Below are 15,626 nucleotides of genomic sequence, written 5' to 3'. Positions count from 1 at the left end.
TGAGGCATTCTGCGGCAGAAAAGGCCGCGACATTAAGTAGAATTACGCGATGCGAACCCAGACCAGCCGCTGTTTTGCGATCGTCCCCGCCGCCGGCAGCGGCAGCCGGATGAAGAGCGGACAGCCCAAACAATATCTCCCGCTGCTCGGCCAGCCCCTGATCCGCCACACCCTGGCCGCCCTGTGTGCCGCGCCGGTGATCGACCGGGTGTACGTGGTGCTGTCGGTGGGCGACCAGGCGTGGGACCGCCACGACTGGCGTCCGTTCGGCGACCGCCTGGTGCCGCTGTTCTGCGGCGGCGCCTCGCGGGCCGACAGCGTCCTCAACGGCCTGCGGGCCATCGCCGACGACACCAGTGAGTCCGACTGGATCCTCGTGCACGATGCCGCCCGGCCCTGCCTGGCGCCCTGGCACATCGAGACCCTGGTGCGCGAGCTCGGCCACGACGAGGTGGGCGGCATCCTGGCGGTGCCGGTGGCCGACACCCTCAAGCGCGAGGACAGCACCCACCGCGTCGCTGCGACGGTGCCCCGCGAGGGCCTGTGGCAGGCCCAGACGCCCCAGATGTTCCGCTACGTGATGCTCAAGCGCGCCCTCGAATCGGCCCGCGACGTCACCGACGAGGCCAGCGCCATCGAGGCCATGGGCCTGCGGCCGCGGCTGGTGCGGGGCGACCCGACCAATCTCAAGGTTACCTTCCCCCTCGACCTGCACCTGGCCGAGTGGATTCTCCAGCACCGGGAGGACAAGGCGTGAGCCATCCCATCGTTCCGTTCCGCATCGGCCAGGGCTTTGACGTGCACGCCCTGGTCCCCGGCCGCCCGCTGATCATCGGCGGCGTCACGATCCCCTTCGAGCGCGGCCTGCTCGGCCACTCCGACGCCGACGTGCTGCTGCACACCCTCACCGACGCGATCCTCGGCGCGGCGGGGCTGGGCGACATCGGCCGTCATTTCCCCGACACCGACCCGCGCTTCGAGGGCGCCGACTCCCGCGTGCTGCTCCGCGAGGCGGCGGCGGCGGTGCGGGCGGCCGGCTGGCAGACCGTCAATATCGATGCCACCGTGATCGCCCGGGCGCCCAAGATCCTGCCCTTCGTGCCGGCGATGATCGCCAACATCGCCGCCGACCTGGGGGTCGACCCGGCGGCGGTCAACATCAAGGGCAAGACCACCGAGAAGCTCGGCTTCACCGGCCGGGGCGAGGGCATCGCCGCCCAGGCGGTGGCGCTGCTCGCGCGGGTGGATGGCTGAACCTGCCCGGCGGCTGTTCCTGGCCCTGTGGCCAGACGAGGCCGCCGCCGCGGCGCTCGATGCCGCCGGCCTCGACGCCCAGCGCCAGCTGGGGGGCCGGCGAATGCGCCGCGACACGCTGCATATCACGCTGGCCTTCCTGGGTGGGGTCGAAGAGTCGCGCCTTGCGGGGCTCGTCGAGGGCCTCGGTGGCGTATCCGGCGAGCCCTTCACCTTGAGGCTGGACCAGCTTGCCCACTGGCGCCACAACCACATCGTGTGGGCCGGCTGCGCCGAACGGCCGGCGGCCCTCGACGCGCTGGTGGGCGCGCTGCGCCAGCGTCTCGCCGGGCTGGGGTTCGCGGTGGACGACACCCCCTTTGTTCCCCACGTCACGCTGCTGCGCAAGGTGCCGCGTGCGGAGCCTCTGCCGGCTATGGGGGCCATCGTCTGGCCGGTGTCCGGATGGGTGCTGATGGAGTCCCGCCTCTCGGAGGCGGGCGCCAGCTACCGGCGACTCGCCGGCTGGCCGCTGGCGCTACCGGGCGGGGTGTCGGATGTGGAGGCTTCGGCCTGAAGCCCGCCCATAAAGCCAGACGGACGCGACGCCTGTCGCACCCGTCCGCAAGCGCGATACGCAGGCCGGCTACCGGCGCCCGGTGGTTCGCGGTGAGGAGGCGGTTGTGACGCCCGGGCTGCCGCCGATGGCCGGCGCCCGGGCGTGGGCGGGTCAGACCACGAGGCAGCCCTCGAGGTGGCCGCACAGGTCCGGCTCGCGGGTCTTGGTGTAGTCCTTCTCGAGCCGGTCGCTCACCATGTGGGCGGTGGGGCCGTCGAGGGTGGCGTTGAGCATGCCCATGAAGGCCGGCGGGGCAACCAGGATGGCCCGGCCGAATTCGTTGCGGCTGCGCCCGAGGTAGAGTTCCTTGGCGAGGGCGTGGGCGAAGTTGCGCGCCGCGTTGAGCTTGGGCGGCGTTTGCTGTTCGCGGGAGCCGCGCCCGCTGTCGGATGAAACCTGGAACGAACCGGCCTTGTCGGAGGACAGCTCGGCGTTCTTCATGCGGCTTTCGGGGTGTTCGAGTTCCTTGATCAGCTTGAGGCCCTTCTTGGGGCCGAGGTGTTCGTACAGACGGGCGAGACTCGCGTTGGCGACCAGGATCCAGGTAATAGCCATGGGATTGCTCTCCACTGTTTGATCGGAAGTGCCCTAGGTGCCGATGGGCCTCTCCACTTTAGACAGGGAACCGGCGACAAGCAAAGAAATGTGACATCCGCGTTACCCGGCCTGGTCCGCGCCGGGCTCGAAGGCGGCGGGATCCTGCCGGTAATAGCGGGACAACTGGGCGTAAACCGCCGGGTATTCGTGCTTCAGCAGGCCCGGCGTCTCGAAGAAGGCCTCGCTCATGACCGCAAAGAACTCCGACGGGTGCTCGGCGCCGTAGGGGTCGAGGGCGGTGTCCTCGCCGTCGTCCACCCGGCGGCAGAAGTCGGCGTAGGCCGGCTGGAAGGCGGCGGCCCAGGCCGCGGCCGGCATGTCGGCGGGTAGCTGCGGGTAGCCGTCGACGGCCCCGTTGCCCATGTCGAGCTTGTGGGCGAACTCGTGGATCACCACGTTGATGCCGGCCGGCGCGTCGTCCCCGTCGAACCACGACAGCAGCACCGGGCCGCCCTCCCAGGCCTCGCCCAGCACCTCGTCGTCGTATTCGTGGATCACCCCGTTCTCGTCCACCTCGCTGCGCGGGATCACGAAGTCACCCGGATAGACGATGATGCCCACCCAGTCGGCGTAGGCGTCGAGGCCGATGTGGAGCACCGGCAGGCAGGCCTGCAGGGCGATCGAGAGCAGCATCGTGTCGCTCACCTCGAGCCCGCGGGCGCCGTGCACCTGTTTTTCGGCGAGGAACTCCAGGGCCAGGCGGCGCAGCCGGGGGCGGTCCTCGGCGGGCCGCCAGGCGAGGAAGGGCAGGCTCTGCTCGACCTGCTCCCACTGGGCGGTGGAAACGGTCATGCGGTCGGCCTGGCGTCGGCGGCGCCAGCGGCGGAGGGCGGAGAACATCGGTCGGGGGCTCGTCTGCAGGGGGTCTCGAAAGGGGCGGGGTGCTTCGTCGCCGGTTTGCGATCAAGATCAAACGCCGGCAGGCAAGCCTATAGGATAATGCGCGCATGGTCGCCGTCACTCATTCCCTTTCCGCTGCCGCCACGTCGGCCCTCGAACTCCTCTGCGAGGGCCTCGCCCCCGACGATGCCGCCCGCGTCGGGCAGGCCCACGACTGGGCCCGCAGCCTCTACGGCGAGCGCGTGCTCGGCACCCGCGAGTCGACCTGGAGCCACGCCCTCGGGATGGCCCTGATCGCCGCATCCCTGCGCCTCGACGCCGACACCCGGCTGGCGGCCCTGTGTTTTGCCGTCGGCGACGTGCTCAGCCAGCCCGCCGACGAGCTCACCCAGCGCTACGGCGCCCACGTGGCGAGCCTGGTGGATGGCCTGCGCCGCCTCAACGGCCTGCGCGTCGTCACCCACATGGCGGCGGTCACCAGCGCCCCCGAGATCCGCGCCCAGAGCGAGGTGCTGCGCAAGATGCTGCTGGCGATGGTCGAGGACATCCGCGTCGTGCTGCTGCGGGTCGCCTCGCGCACCCAGACGCTGCGCTACCTCACCGACAACCCGGTGCCCGACCGGGAGTCCATCGCCCGCGAGAGCCTCGACATCTACGCCCCGCTGGCCAACCGGCTGGGCATCTGGCAGCTCAAGTGGGAAGTGGAGGATCTGTCGTTCCGCTTCCTCGAGCCCGAGACCTACAAGCGCATCGCCCGCATGCTCGACGAGCGGCGGGTCGAGCGGGAGCAGTTCATCGTCGACGCGGTGGCGCGCCTGAAGGCGGAGGTCGAGGCCATCGGCATCAAGGCCGAGGTGTATGGCCGGCCCAAGCACATCTACAGCATCTACAACAAGATGCGCGCCAAGCGCCTCGATTTCTCGCAGATCTTCGACGTGCGGGCGCTGCGCGTGCTGGTGGACGAGGTCAAGGACTGCTACGCGGTGCTGGGCATCGTGCACCAGATCTGGACCCCGATCCCCAAGGAGTTCGACGACTACATCTCGATGCCCAAGGGCAACAACTACCAGTCGCTGCACACCGCGGTGTACGCCGCCGACGGCCGCTCGCTGGAAGTGCAGATCCGCACCCACGGCATGCACAAGCACGCCGAGCTGGGGGTGGCCGCCCACTGGCGCTACAAGGAGGGCGGCGGCGTGCCCAACGTCGCCTACGACGAGAAGATCGCGCTGCTGCGCAGCCTGCTGTCGTGGCGCGACGAGGTCACCGACGCCGCCGACTGGCTCGAGCAGTTCAAGCGCGCCTCCCTCGACGACACCATCTACGTGCTGACGCCCCAGGGGCGGGTGATCGACATGCCGCGGGGGGCGACGCCCATCGACTTCGCCTACCGGGTGCACACCGATCTCGGCCACCGTTGCCGGGGCGCCAAGGTGAATGGCCAGCTGGTCACCCTCAACACGCCCCTCGAGAACGGCCAGACGGTGGAGATCATGTCCACCAAGGAGGGCGGGCCGTCCCGCGACTGGCTCAACCCCCACCAGGGTTACGTGGCCACGCCGCGGGCGCGGCAGAAGATCAAGCAGTATTTCAGCGCCCTCGAAGAAGAAGAATTGCTCACCCGCGGCCGCGGCGTGCTGACCAAGGAGATCCAGCGCGAAGGCCACGGCCACGTGAGCATCGACGACCTGGCCACGCGCCTGGGCTTCAAGAACGCCGAGGCGCTGTTCATCGCCACCGGGCGCGGCGAGGTGGGCCCGCGGGCGATCCAGGTCGCCCTGCGCGGGGCCGAGGCCGTCGAGCCGGAGGGCGCCGAGGCCGAGGTGGCCATCGGCCAGAGCCACTCCGGCGACGCGGGCGACATGATCCTGATCGTCGGCGTCGGCAAGCTGATGACCTCCCTCGGTCGCTGCTGCAAGCCGGCGCCGCCGGACGCGATCCAGGGCTACGTCACCCGCGGCCGTGGCGTGTCGATCCACCGGGTCGAGTGCCGCGACTTCCAGGAGCTCGCCCGCAAGCACCCCGAACGCCTCGTGAACGTCCAGTGGGGCGGCGCGCGGCCGAAGGAGAGCTCGGTCTTCCCGGTGGATATCGTGGTTCACGCGATGGACCGCCAGGGCCTGCTGCGCGACATCTCCGAGGTGCTCTCCCGCGAGAAGCTCAATGTGATCGCCGTCAACACCCTCAGCCGCAAGGGCGCGGCGCGGATGCGCTTCACCATCGAGGTGCAGGGCGTGCAGCAGATCCAGCGTGCCGTGCAGCTGGTCCGCGACGTCAAGGACGTCACCGACGTGGAGCGGAGCTGAGCGGCGATGATCGACCTGCAACGGATGGACCGGCATCATTTTGCGTGGCTGTCCATCGCCGCGGCGGTGTTCACCATTGCCCTCAAGACCCTGGCCTGGTGGGTCACCGGTTCGGTGGGCCTGCTGTCCGACGCGCTGGAATCCCTGGTCAACCTGGCCGGCGCCTCGTTTGCCCTGTGGATGATCCTGGTCACCCAGGCGCCCCCCGATCGCCTGCACCCGTTCGGGCACGGCAAGGCCGAGTATTTCTCGAGCGGGGTCGAGGGTTTCCTGATCCTCGGCGCCGCGGTGGCGATCATCTGGGCGGCGGTGGAGCGCCTGCTCGCCCCTCAGCCCCTCGAATCACCGGGTTGGGGCCTGGCCTGGTCGTCGGCCGCCACCGCCATCAACTTCGCCGTCGCGCGGGTGCTCGCCCAGGCCGGCGAGCGCTTCAACTCCATCGCGCTGCGGGCCGACTCCCGCCACCTGATGACCGACGTGTGGACGTCCATCGGCGTCATCGCCGGGGTCGGGCTGGTCGCCTGGACCGGCTGGCTGCGCCTCGACCCCCTGATCGCCATTGCGGTGGGCCTCAACATCACCCGCGAAGCCCTGAGCCTGCTGCGGGAGTCCGTGGATGGCCTGATGGACCGCAGCCTCGACCGTGACGCGATCGCCCGGGTCGGGTGTGTGCTGTCCGGCTTCAAGCCCCGCGGCGTGGCCTTCGAGGGGCTGCGCACGCGGCGGGCCGGGGCGTCCGCCTTCGTGCAGGTGGTGGTGCGGGTGCCCGGCGACTGGACGGTGCGCGACGGCCACGCCCTGCTCGACGAGATCGAGGCCGCCCTCGCGGTCGAGCTGCCCGGCGTCGAGGTCACCACCCACCTCGAACCAATGGCCTGATGCGGCCCGGCCCCCTTTGCTAGAATCGCCGCCGTCGCATTTCCGGCCGTCACCATGATCTTCGTGTTGTCCCCCGCCAAGGCCCTCGACTACGAGTCGCCCCTCGCCACCGCCCGTTTCACCCAGCCCGAATACCTCGATGACGCCGCCGAGCTGATCGCCGGCCTGCGCGAACTGTCCCACGCCCAGGTGGCCGAGCTGATGCACCTCTCGGACGCCCTGGCGGCCCTCAACGTGGCCCGCTACGCCGAATGGTCGCGCCCCTTCGGCCCCGACAACGCCCGCCCGGCCGTGCTGGCCTTCAACGGCGATGTGTATGACGGACTCGACGCCCGCAGCCTCGGCGAGGCCCAGCTCGACTACGCCCAGGCCCACCTGCGCATCCTGTCCGGCCTGTACGGTCTGCTGCGCCCGCTGGACCTGATGCAGCCCTACCGCCTCGAGATGGGCACCCGCTTCAAGAACCCCCGCGGCAAGGACCTCTACGCCTTCTGGGGCATGACCCAGACCGACGCCCTCAACCGCCTGCTCGACGCCGAGCGCGATGCCGGCCGCGAGGCGGTGCTGGTGAACCTCGCCTCGGAGGAATACTTCAAGTCGGTGAAGGCCGCCAAGCTCAAGGGGCGGCTGCTCAACGTGGCCTTCGAGGACTGGAAGGGCGGCCGCTACAAGATCATCAGCTTCTACGCCAAGCGCGCCCGCGGCCTGATGGCCCGCTACGCGATCACCCACGGCATCCAGGACGTCGAGGCCCTCAAGGCCTTCGACAGCGACGGCTACGCCTTCGCCGCCGAGGCCTCCGACGACGGCTGCTGGGTCTTCCGGCGCCGCCAGGACTGACGCCCGCAACGACCCCCGCGTAACCCACACAGGAGAGGAGAGCGCCGATGGCCGATCCCGACAAGGCTGCCAGCCTTAAACGCATGAAAACCCTGGCCACCGGGCTGCTGGTGGTCGTCACGCTGCTGTTCGTGGTTGCCCGGCGGGAGGGCTGGCCGTGGCTGGCGGCCTTCGCCGAGGCGGCGATGATCGGCGCCCTGGCCGACTGGTTTGCGGTGGTGGCGCTGTTCCGCCACCCCCTCGGCCTGCCGATTCCGCACACCGCCATCCTGCCCCGCAACAAGGCGCGGCTGGCCGACAACGTGGCCCGCTTCGTCCGCGACCGCTTCCTCGACACCGCCTCCCTGGTGGCCCGCCTGCGTGCCGCCGACCCGGCCTCGCGCCTCGCCGACTGGCTGCAGCAACCCGGTAACGCCCGGGCGCTGTCCGACCGGGTGGGGGTGATCCTCGTCCAGTCCCTCGATTTCATGGATGACCGCCGGGTCCGCCGGCTGATCGTCCATGCCCTGCGCAAGCGTGCCGCCGGGCTCGACCTGGCGGGCGTGGTGGGGCGCATCCTCGACGCCCTCACCGAGAACCGCCGCCACCAGGGCCTCCTCGACGAGGGTATCCGGCGGCTCGCCGCCTGGCTCGACGAGCCGGGGGTGCAGGCGTCCTTCGCCGGCATGATCGTCGACGTGGCGAGCAAGGAATATCCCAAGGTCGTCGCCATGCTCGGGCTGGTGGGCATGAACCCGGCGGAGCTCGGCGACCGGGTGTCGGTGGGCATCGTGCATGGGGTCAACGGCCTCCTCAACGAGATCGCCGCCGATCCCCACCATCCCCGCCGGCTGGCCTTCGACGAACTGGTCGAGGGCTACGTCGAGCGCCTCAAGAACGACGAGGCCCTGCGCGAGCGGATCGAGGAGATGAAGCGCGGCTTCCTCGCCCACCCGGGCATCGCCAGATACGTGGACGGCCTGTGGGACGACCTGCGCGGCTGGCTGGCCAGCGACATGGCCCGCCCCGACTCGCGCATCCGCGCCAGGCTGGCCTCGGCGGCCACCGCCATCGGCGCCAGCCTGGCCGCCAACCCGGCCCTGCGCGATTCGGTCAACGAGCACATCGAGCGCACCGTCGAGGGCCTCGCGCCCCAGCTCCGCGACGGGCTGTCGGAGCACATCGCCGGCACCATGCGCGCCTGGAAGGATGAAGACCTGGTCCGCGAGATCGAGCACAGCGTCGGCCGCGACCTGCAGTTCATCCGCCTCAACGGCACCCTGGTCGGCGGCCTGATCGGCCTCGCCCTCTACGCCCTGACCCACATCCTGTGAGTATCGCTCCCCACGCCGCCATGACCCTCCGCATCAGCAGCAATTTTGACTCCGGCGCCATCGAGGTGCTGTCCATTGCCTCGGCCGGCGACATCCGCCTCCGGCTGCGCGCCGACCAGGGCGTCGGCGGCGACGCGGCCTTCCGCCAGTGGTTCCACTTCCGCCTCCACGGCGCGGCGGGGCAGGAGGTGCGGATGGTCTTCGAGAACGCCGCGGCGGCGGCCTATCCCGACGGCTGGCCCGGCTACCGCTGCGTGGCCTCCTACGACCGGCGCCACTGGTTCCGCATCGCCACCACCCGCTATGAAGACGGCCAGCTGATCGTCGAGCACCGGCCCGAGCGCGACAGCGTGTATTACGCCTACTTCGAGCCGTACTCCCACGAGCGCCACCTCGACCTGCTGGGCCGCGTCGAGCTGTCGCCCTTCGCGTCGGTGAGCAACCTCGGCGCCACCGTCGAGGGGCGCGACCTGGACCTCGTCACCGTCGGCCGCGCGGCGCCGGGCAAGCAGCCGGTGTGGATCATCGCCCGCCAGCACCCGGGCGAGAGCATGGCCGAGTGGTTCATGGAGGGCCTGCTCGAGCGCCTGCTCGACGCCGCCGACCCGGTGGCGCGGCGCATCCGCGAGAAGGCGGTGCTCTACATCGTCCCCAACATGAACCCGGACGGCGCGATCCGCGGCAACCTGCGCACCAACGCCGCCGGCGTCAACCTCAACCGCGCGTGGCGCGAGCCCTCCGTCGAGCACAGCCCCGAGGTGCTGCTGGTGCGCCGGGCCATGGAGGCGAGCGGGGTGGGGCTGTTCCTCGACATCCACGGCGACGAGGCGCTGCCCTACGTGTTCTTCTCCACCGCCGAGGAGGTGCCGGGCTTCTCGGACGAGCAGCGGGAGCGCCAGGCGCGCTTCGTCGAGGCCTTCCGGGCCGCCAGCCCCGACTTCCAGACCGAGCACGGCTATGCGGTGGGGCGTTTCCAGGACGAGCTGCTGACCCTCGCCTCCAAGTGGGTCGCCCACCGCTTCGGCTGCGTCTCGCTCACCCTGGAGATGCCCTTCAAGGACAACGCCAACCTCCCCGACGGCATCACCGGCTGGAACGGCGAGCGCAGCATTCGCCTCGGCGCGGCGATGCTGGCTCCGATCCTGCAGCATCTCGCCGGCTGAGCCGCCTGCAGGATCCCCACCCAGTGCGGCGTTCTGTCTCAAGAAATCCTGTTTTAGCCCGTTAGCTGTCCATGGTTTCAACCACGGAGGTTTTCATGGACAACGAACGGGTAGCGTCCTGCGCCGCTCACAAAAGACTCAGATCCGCCTGGCCCTGGCTGCTGCTCGGGGTATGGCTGATTGCGTCGGCAGCCCAGATCTGGGCGCTCGAAGTGGAATCGGTGTTGCGTGGCGACGCGTGTTCGGCCACACCCGCCGGCCTGTGGAACGGAGGTGTGCCATGAGCGCCACCGCAGGCAAGCTCAAGGACGGCCTCAGCGCCTTCCGCGCCCAGGCCGACAATCTGCTGGTCGGCACCCTCGGCCTCCATCTGGTGCTGTGCCTGGTGGTCGCCGGGCTCAACGACAGCTGGGCCCCGGCCCTCGGGGTCGGGCTGCCGGCCTTCCTGGTGCCGCTGCTGATCAGCCGCAGCGCCCCCGGCCAGCTTGTCACCCGCATCGCGGTGGGCTGCGCGGCGATGATCTTCGCGGCGCTGCTGATCCACCAGACCCATGGGGTGATCGAGTCCCACTTCGGCATCTTCGTGCTGCTGGCCTTCCTGGTGCTGTATTGCGACTGGCGTCCGCTGGTTGCGGCGGCGGCGCTGATCGCCGTGCATCACCTGAGCTTCGCCTGGCTGCAGGCCACCGGGGCGGGCGTGTATGTGTTTCCCGAGTTCGACGGCATCGGCCGGGTGCTCGTGCATGCGGGCTACGTGGTCGTCGAGACGGGCCTGCTGTGCTATATCGCTGGCGTCCTGCGCGGGCTGGTGCAGGACGGCATGACCGTCTCGAGCTTCGCGCTGCGGGTGGCCGACGGCCATCTCGACTACGCCTTCGACCCGCGCCAGGTGGAGCGCCGCCCGGTGCTGGCGGCGGTGGCGCGCATGCAGGAAGAGCTGCGCAGCACCGTCTCCGAAGCCCGTAGCACCGCCGACAGCCTGAAGTCCCTGGCGGCGCGCCTGCAGCAGACGTCCCAGGAGATCGCCGAAGGCGTCGGCGAGCAGCATTCCTCCACCAGCGCCATGGCCGCCGCCGTCCAGGAGATGACTGTCTCCATCAACCACATCACCGACAACGCCAGCGACGCGCGCAAGCTGTCGTCCGACTCCAGCGAGGCCGCCGTCCAGGGCAGCAAGGTGGTCAAGGCCGCGGTGGGCGAGATGTCGGGCATCGCCGGCGTGATCGGCACGGCCGTCGAGCGGGTCGAAGCCCTCGGCCGCGAGTCCGAGCGGGCCGCCGAAGTGGTGGGGATCATCAAGGGCATCGCCGACCAGACCAACCTGCTGGCCCTCAACGCCGCCATCGAGGCGGCCCGGGCCGGCGAGCTGGGGCGCGGTTTTGCCGTGGTGGCCGACGAGGTGCGCAAGCTCGCCGAGCGCACCACCACCGCCACCGACGAGATCGGCCGCATGATGGGCGACATGCGCAGCGCCAAGGAGTCGGTGCTCAACTGCATCGAGAACGCCGTGGCGCGCGTCGACCTGGGGGTGGCCCATGCCGGCAAGGCAGGGGATTCCATCGACCTGATCACCGGCCGCGCCGACGGGGTGGGCGAGATCGTGAACAGCATCTCCGACGCGCTCCTCGAGCAGAGCACGGCGGCCCAGGAGATCGCCCGCCACGTGGAGCACATCTCGTCGATGGCCGACCGTTCGGCCAGCGCCACCCAGGGCATCGCCAGCGAAGCCGACGCCTTGCTGAAGGACGCAGAGGCCTTGCACCGGGCTCTGGAACGCTTCCGCGTGTGAGCGTCCCGCGGTATTTTTGGGGTAGCCAGAAAAAATCGAAATTCTTGTCATCCACTTTCAACCTTGCTGCGTTGAGGGATTACAGGTGAGCAATCACCGCACTAACAGGAGAAATCGATGGGCAGTTACTACAACGGGTCCTACGCAGAATTTCTGGATTCCCTCAAGGCCGCGGGTGTCGTGATCCGCAACGAAAGTGAAGTGCGCGAGCGTCTGGCGGAATCGCAGCGGTGGCGGACGGCTTTCATGACCCTGGCCGCCAACGGCCGCACGCTGGGGATCGAGTTCAGCGTTGAAGGCTCCCAGAGCAGCGCCCGTGAAGTGAAGAAAGTGCTCGCCCAGCATGCCTTCCCCGCCGAGAAGGAAGAGGCGTTCATCGCCCAGCTGACGTCCCAGCACTGACATCCCGCCCCGGGGCGGCGCGCCCGACAGGCCACCCCCGCTCCGGCGGCCCGCAAAAACCCTCTTTCGTCCTCCGATGAAAGAGGGTTTTCTTTTTCCGCCCCTGCGGGCCTTTTTCCGGCCCGCCGGTCGGGGCGCGGCCGGAGGAGGGCCCGCGGCGCCAGGCCATCCGCCTGTAAAGTTTTCCTTTCGCATGTCGTCAATACGAGGACGATAGCCTCTCAGGACGGATGCTCTGAACTCCCCGCCGCCCCCCCTTCTCGCCACGCCCCAGCGCATCGACCTGATCGCCCTCCAGGCGGCGGTGGTGTCCCATGACCGGCTCCGGCCGGCGGCCACGGCCCTTGCTTCCGAACTCGCCACCCGGCTCGGTTGCGAGTGGGTGGCGATCGGTTTCGTTGAGGATCGCTTCTGCCGGGTCGTCGCGCTGTCCCACGGCGGGATCGGGGAGGGCGGCAGCGACACCCTCAAGGTGTTCGGCGCGGCGATGGACGAGGCGCTGGACCAGGCCGCCACCGTCGTCTTCCCCCAGCCGCCGGATCGTCCGCCGCGCATCGTGCTGGCCCATGACGAACTCCTCCGCACCCGCGGGGGCGGGGTGTGCACGATCCCGATCGCTGTGGGGCACGAGCTGGTGGGGGCGGTGCTGTTCCAGTTCAGCGAGCCGGTGTCCTCGCCGGCGGCCGACATCGCCGACTGGGAGCATGCGGTGGCGCTGCTCGGCCCGGTGTTGTATTTCATGCGGGACCGGGAGCGGCCCCTGCGCCGGCGCATGGGCGATCGCTTCCGGCAGCTCCGGGCCCGCTTGCGTGCGCCGGACAACGTCCGGTGGCGGGTTGGTCTGAGCGCCGCCGGGGTGGTGCTGGCGGGCCTGCTGTTCGCCCCCGTCGAGTACCGGATCGGCGGCAACGCCCGCGTCGAGGGCGAGATCCAGCGGGTGCTGGTGGCGCCGGTGGACGGCTTTCTCAAGCAGAGCCTGGTGCGGCCGGGCGACCGGGTAAAGGTCGGCCAGGTGCTCGCCGAGCTGGCCGAGCAGGATCTGCAGCTCGAGCACAACCGCTGGGCGAGCGAGCTGGCGCAACACGAAAACGCCTATGCCGCCGCGATGGCCCGGGCCGACCGCACCCAGCTGGTGATCAGCCAGGCCCGGGCCGACGAGGCGCGGGCCCAGCTGGCGCTGGTGGATGAGCAGCTCGGACGGACCCGCATCGAGGCGCCCTTCGACGGCGTGGTGATCCGCGGCGACCTGAGCCAGTCCCTGGGCAGCCCGGTGCAGCGCGGCGACGTGCTGCTCACCGTGGCGCCCCGGGAGCGCTTCCGGGTGATCGTCGAGGTGGATGAGCGCGACATCGGGCGGGTCCGCCTGGGGCAGCCCGGCAGCCTGGCCCTGTCGGCGCTGCCGTGGGACACGCTGGCGGTCACGGTGGCCCGGATCACGCCGATGGCCACCGCGGTCGAGGGCCGCAACGTCTTCGAGGTGGAGGCCCGCCTCGACGCCCAGCCCGACACCCTGCGCCCCGGCCTGCGCGGCGTGGCGCGCATCGCGGTGGGGCGTGAGCCGCTGTTGTGGGCATGGACCCACCGGCTGGTCGAATGGCTGCGCCTGGGGGCCTGGTCCTGGCTGGGGGTGTGAGGTGAGCGGCAGCGTCTTCAGCAGCCAGTGGTATCGCGTGGCCGGGCTGCATCCCAGCCTGCGCCCCCACCTGCGGGTGACGCGGCAGATCCACCGGCGGGAGGTCTGGTATGTGCTGGCCGACCCGCTGACCGGCCGTTTCCACCGGATGAACGCCGCCGCCTATGCCTTCGTCGGCCGCTGCGACGGCCGCCAGAGCGTCGAGGCGCTCAGCGAGGCGCTCCTCGCCGAAGCCCCCGACGAGGCCCTGACCCAGGACGAGATCGTGCGCCTGCTGGTGCAGCTCAACCAGCGCGGCCTGATCCACTGCGAGCTGACGCCGGACGTGGTGGCCATCTTCCACCGGGAGCGGCAGGCCTCGCGGCAGCAGCGCCGGCTGGGGGTGAACCCGCTGGCCTTCCGCATCCGCCTCGGGGACCCGAGCGCGCTGCTGGCGCGCTTCGACCCGTGGCTGGAGTGGCTGGTGTCCGGCTGGATGCTGCTCTTCCTGGCGGCGCTGATCGCCGGCGGCGGGCTGGTGGCGGCGATGGAATCCGACCGGCTCGCGGCCGACGTGCACACCTGGATGGCGACGTCGCGCTTCCTGCTGATCGCCTGGCTGCTCTACCCGCTGATCAAGGCCGTCCATGAGCTGGCCCACGGGCTGGTGGTGCGGCGCCATGGCGGCGAGGTCCATCAGGTGGGGGTGAGCCTGCTGCTGCTCACCCCGGCGCCCTTCGTGGACGCCTCGGCGGCGTCGGCCTTCCGCGAAGCCTCCAACCGGCTCGCCGTGAGCGCGGCCGGCATCCTGGTCGAGCTGGCCATCGCCGGCGCCGCGCTGATGCTGTGGGCCCTGGTCGAGCCGGGCCTGGTGCGCGACGTGTGCCTCGTCGCGGCGGTGATCGGCGGGGTATCGACCGTGCTCTTCAACGGCAACCCGCTGCTGCGCTTCGACGGCTACTACATGCTCTGCGATGCCTTCGACCTGCCCAACCTGGCCACCCGCAGCACGGCCTTCTGGCGGTATCTGCTGCTGGGGCGGGTGCTCGGCCTGGCGGACGTGGCATCCCCCGAGCCGGGCCGGGGCGAGCGGCTGTGGCTGTTGTGCTACGCGCCGGCCTCGTGGCTGTACCGGGCCGGGCTGGCGGTGGCCATCGTGGGCTGGATCGGCAGCTGGTCGATGGTGCTCGGGGGGCTTGCCGCGGTGGTGATGCTCGGCACGCTGCTCGTGATGCCGGTGCTCGGCTTCTGGCGGCGCCTGCTGCGCCTGTCGCTGCCCGACGCCCAGCGCCAGCGGGCCCTGCGCGCGGCCGGGGCGCTGGGGGTCGGGGTCGTGCTGCTGGTCGGTGTGGTGCCGCTGCCGTTCTCGAGCGTCGTCCAGGGCGTGGTGTGGGTGCCCGAGCAGGCCCAGCTGCGCACCGGCACCGACGGTTTCCTGGTGGCGCTGGAGGCCGCCCATGGCGACCGCGTCGAGGCCGGCCAGCTGATCGCCCGGCTCGACGACCCGCGCCTGCAGGCCGACGTCGCCAAGTACCGGCACCAGCTCGCGGCGCTGGATGCGGACCTCTTCCAGGCCATGCTCCGCGACCCCGTCAAGCTGCGCAACGTGGAAGAAGAGATGGAGCGGGTCCGCGGCCAGCTGGCCCACGCAGAGACGCTGCAGGCGGCCCTCGCGCTGCGCGCCGGGGTCGGCGGGCAGCTGGTGATGCCGCGCCAGGCCGACATGGCTGGTGTGTTCGCGCGCCGTGGCACCCTGCTCGGCCACATCCTCACGGGGGACGCGAGCACCCTGCGGGTGGCCGTCGAGCAGGATGTGGCCGCCCTGGTGCGCGACGACACCCGCGGCGTATCGGTGCGCCTCGCCGAGCTGCCGGGCGAAGCCTTCCCGGCCCGCGTGCTGCGCGCGGTGCCCGCCGCCACCGAAAGGCTCCCCAGCGCCGCGCTGGGGGATTTTGCCGGCGGGCGGCTGCCGGTGGACCCGGCCGACACCGATCACCTGCGCACCCCGGCGCCGGTCTTCGTGATCGACCTCG

At 70.6% G+C, this 15,626-nt stretch carries 14 protein-coding genes; 12 read left to right on the top strand and 2 right to left on the bottom strand.

Annotation, left to right across the window (positions count from 1 at the left end; all coding sequences use genetic code 11):
• The first annotated feature begins 49 nt into the window (after positions 1 to 49).
• From ispD to thpR, 3 genes are read left to right on the top strand one after another with little or no spacing between them, the layout of a single operon-like run.
• A complete protein-coding gene (gene ispD, locus ACE3OU_RS07495; RefSeq protein ID WP_374240922.1) occupies positions 50 to 757 on the top strand; it encodes a 2-C-methyl-D-erythritol 4-phosphate cytidylyltransferase in 708 nt (235 codons plus the stop codon).
• A complete protein-coding gene (gene ispF, locus ACE3OU_RS07490; protein ID WP_374240921.1) occupies positions 754 to 1,254 on the top strand; it encodes a 2-C-methyl-D-erythritol 2,4-cyclodiphosphate synthase in 501 nt (166 codons plus the stop codon). The genes ispD and ispF overlap by 4 nt, the downstream gene beginning before the upstream one ends.
• Entirely contained in the window at positions 1,247 to 1,810 is a 564-nt protein-coding gene (thpR, locus tag ACE3OU_RS07485; protein WP_374240920.1) for an RNA 2',3'-cyclic phosphodiesterase, read from the top strand. Before ispF ends, thpR begins: the two co-directional genes overlap by 8 nt.
• Positions 1,811 to 1,963: 153 nt before the next feature.
• On the opposite strand, the gene ACE3OU_RS07480 is transcribed toward thpR, so the two are convergent.
• Together ACE3OU_RS07480 and ACE3OU_RS07475 are read right to left on the bottom strand one after the other, a co-directional pair.
• On the bottom strand, positions 1,964 to 2,407 hold the full coding sequence (locus ACE3OU_RS07480; RefSeq protein WP_374240919.1) for a host attachment protein: 444 nt from the start codon (positions 2,405 to 2,407) through the stop codon (positions 1,964 to 1,966).
• A gap of 102 nt (positions 2,408 to 2,509) precedes the next feature.
• The gene (locus ACE3OU_RS07475; protein ID WP_374240918.1) at positions 2,510 to 3,289 is read right to left on the bottom strand and encodes a zinc-dependent peptidase; all 780 of its coding nucleotides are present in this window, start codon (positions 3,287 to 3,289) and stop codon (positions 2,510 to 2,512) included.
• Between the two features lie 107 nt (positions 3,290 to 3,396).
• Here ACE3OU_RS07475 and ACE3OU_RS07470 point away from each other — a divergent pair, with 107 nt between their 5' ends.
• The 9 genes from ACE3OU_RS07470 to ACE3OU_RS07430 all read left to right on the top strand — a co-directional run.
• Positions 3,397 to 5,595, top strand: coding sequence for a bifunctional (p)ppGpp synthetase/guanosine-3',5'-bis(diphosphate) 3'-pyrophosphohydrolase (locus ACE3OU_RS07470; RefSeq protein WP_374240917.1), 2,199 nt, complete (start codon positions 3,397 to 3,399; stop codon positions 5,593 to 5,595).
• Positions 5,596 to 5,601: 6 nt separating this feature from the next.
• Positions 5,602 to 6,474, top strand: a complete 873-nt coding sequence (locus ACE3OU_RS07465; protein ID WP_374240916.1) for a cation diffusion facilitator family transporter — start codon at positions 5,602 to 5,604, stop codon at positions 6,472 to 6,474.
• 54 nt (positions 6,475 to 6,528) lie between these two features.
• Entirely contained in the window at positions 6,529 to 7,314 is a 786-nt protein-coding gene (yaaA, locus tag ACE3OU_RS07460; RefSeq protein WP_374240915.1) for a peroxide stress protein YaaA, read from the top strand.
• Between the two features lie 47 nt (positions 7,315 to 7,361).
• On the top strand, positions 7,362 to 8,627 hold the full coding sequence (locus tag ACE3OU_RS07455) for a DUF445 domain-containing protein (protein WP_374240914.1): 1,266 nt from the start codon (positions 7,362 to 7,364) through the stop codon (positions 8,625 to 8,627).
• 20 nt (positions 8,628 to 8,647) lie between these two features.
• On the top strand, positions 8,648 to 9,790 hold the full coding sequence (locus ACE3OU_RS07450) for a M14-type cytosolic carboxypeptidase (protein WP_374240913.1): 1,143 nt from the start codon (positions 8,648 to 8,650) through the stop codon (positions 9,788 to 9,790).
• A gap of 280 nt (positions 9,791 to 10,070) precedes the next feature.
• Positions 10,071 to 11,579, top strand: coding sequence for a methyl-accepting chemotaxis protein (locus ACE3OU_RS07445; protein WP_374240912.1), 1,509 nt, complete (start codon positions 10,071 to 10,073; stop codon positions 11,577 to 11,579).
• A 117-nt stretch (positions 11,580 to 11,696) separates the two neighbouring features.
• Positions 11,697 to 11,981: a hypothetical protein gene (locus ACE3OU_RS07440; RefSeq protein WP_374240911.1), complete on the top strand. Its 285-nt coding sequence runs from the start codon at positions 11,697 to 11,699 to the stop codon at positions 11,979 to 11,981.
• A gap of 307 nt (positions 11,982 to 12,288) precedes the next feature.
• Entirely contained in the window at positions 12,289 to 13,614 is a 1,326-nt protein-coding gene (locus ACE3OU_RS07435; RefSeq protein ID WP_374240910.1) for an efflux RND transporter periplasmic adaptor subunit, read from the top strand.
• Position 13,615: 1 nt separating this feature from the next.
• Positions 13,616 to 15,626, top strand: a 2,011-nt coding sequence (locus tag ACE3OU_RS07430) for a PqqD family peptide modification chaperone (RefSeq protein WP_374240909.1), incomplete at its 3' end; no start/stop codon positions are given.

The organism is Zoogloea sp., assembly GCF_041908905.1.
Classification (GTDB): Bacteria; Pseudomonadota; Gammaproteobacteria; order Burkholderiales; family Rhodocyclaceae; genus Zoogloea.
The sequence above is the reverse complement of the archived record's forward strand: the minus strand, read 5'-3'. Positions and strand labels throughout refer to the sequence as shown.

Bases quoted from the DNA above. Each gene is read 5' to 3' on its own strand.
- ACE3OU_RS07450 (WP_374240913.1), top strand. From the start codon at position 8,648: ATGACCCTCCGCATCAGCAGCAATTTTGACTCCGGCGCCATCGAGGTG.
- ACE3OU_RS07440 (WP_374240911.1), top strand. From the start codon at position 11,697: ATGGGCAGTTACTACAACGGGTCCTACGCAGAATTTCTGGATTCCCTC.
- yaaA (WP_374240915.1), top strand. From the start codon at position 6,529: ATGATCTTCGTGTTGTCCCCCGCCAAGGCCCTCGACTACGAGTCGCCC.
- ACE3OU_RS07475 (WP_374240918.1), bottom strand. From the start codon at position 3,289: ATGTTCTCCGCCCTCCGCCGCTGGCGCCGCCGACGCCAGGCCGACCGC.
- ACE3OU_RS07465 (WP_374240916.1), top strand. From the start codon at position 5,602: ATGATCGACCTGCAACGGATGGACCGGCATCATTTTGCGTGGCTGTCC.
- ispD (WP_374240922.1), top strand. From the start codon at position 50: ATGCGAACCCAGACCAGCCGCTGTTTTGCGATCGTCCCCGCCGCCGGC.
- ACE3OU_RS07445 (WP_374240912.1), top strand. From the start codon at position 10,071: ATGAGCGCCACCGCAGGCAAGCTCAAGGACGGCCTCAGCGCCTTCCGC.
- ACE3OU_RS07480 (WP_374240919.1), bottom strand. From the start codon at position 2,407: ATGGCTATTACCTGGATCCTGGTCGCCAACGCGAGTCTCGCCCGTCTG.
- ACE3OU_RS07455 (WP_374240914.1), top strand. From the start codon at position 7,362: ATGGCCGATCCCGACAAGGCTGCCAGCCTTAAACGCATGAAAACCCTG.
- thpR (WP_374240920.1), top strand. From the start codon at position 1,247: ATGGCTGAACCTGCCCGGCGGCTGTTCCTGGCCCTGTGGCCAGACGAG.
- ACE3OU_RS07470 (WP_374240917.1), top strand. From the start codon at position 3,397: ATGGTCGCCGTCACTCATTCCCTTTCCGCTGCCGCCACGTCGGCCCTC.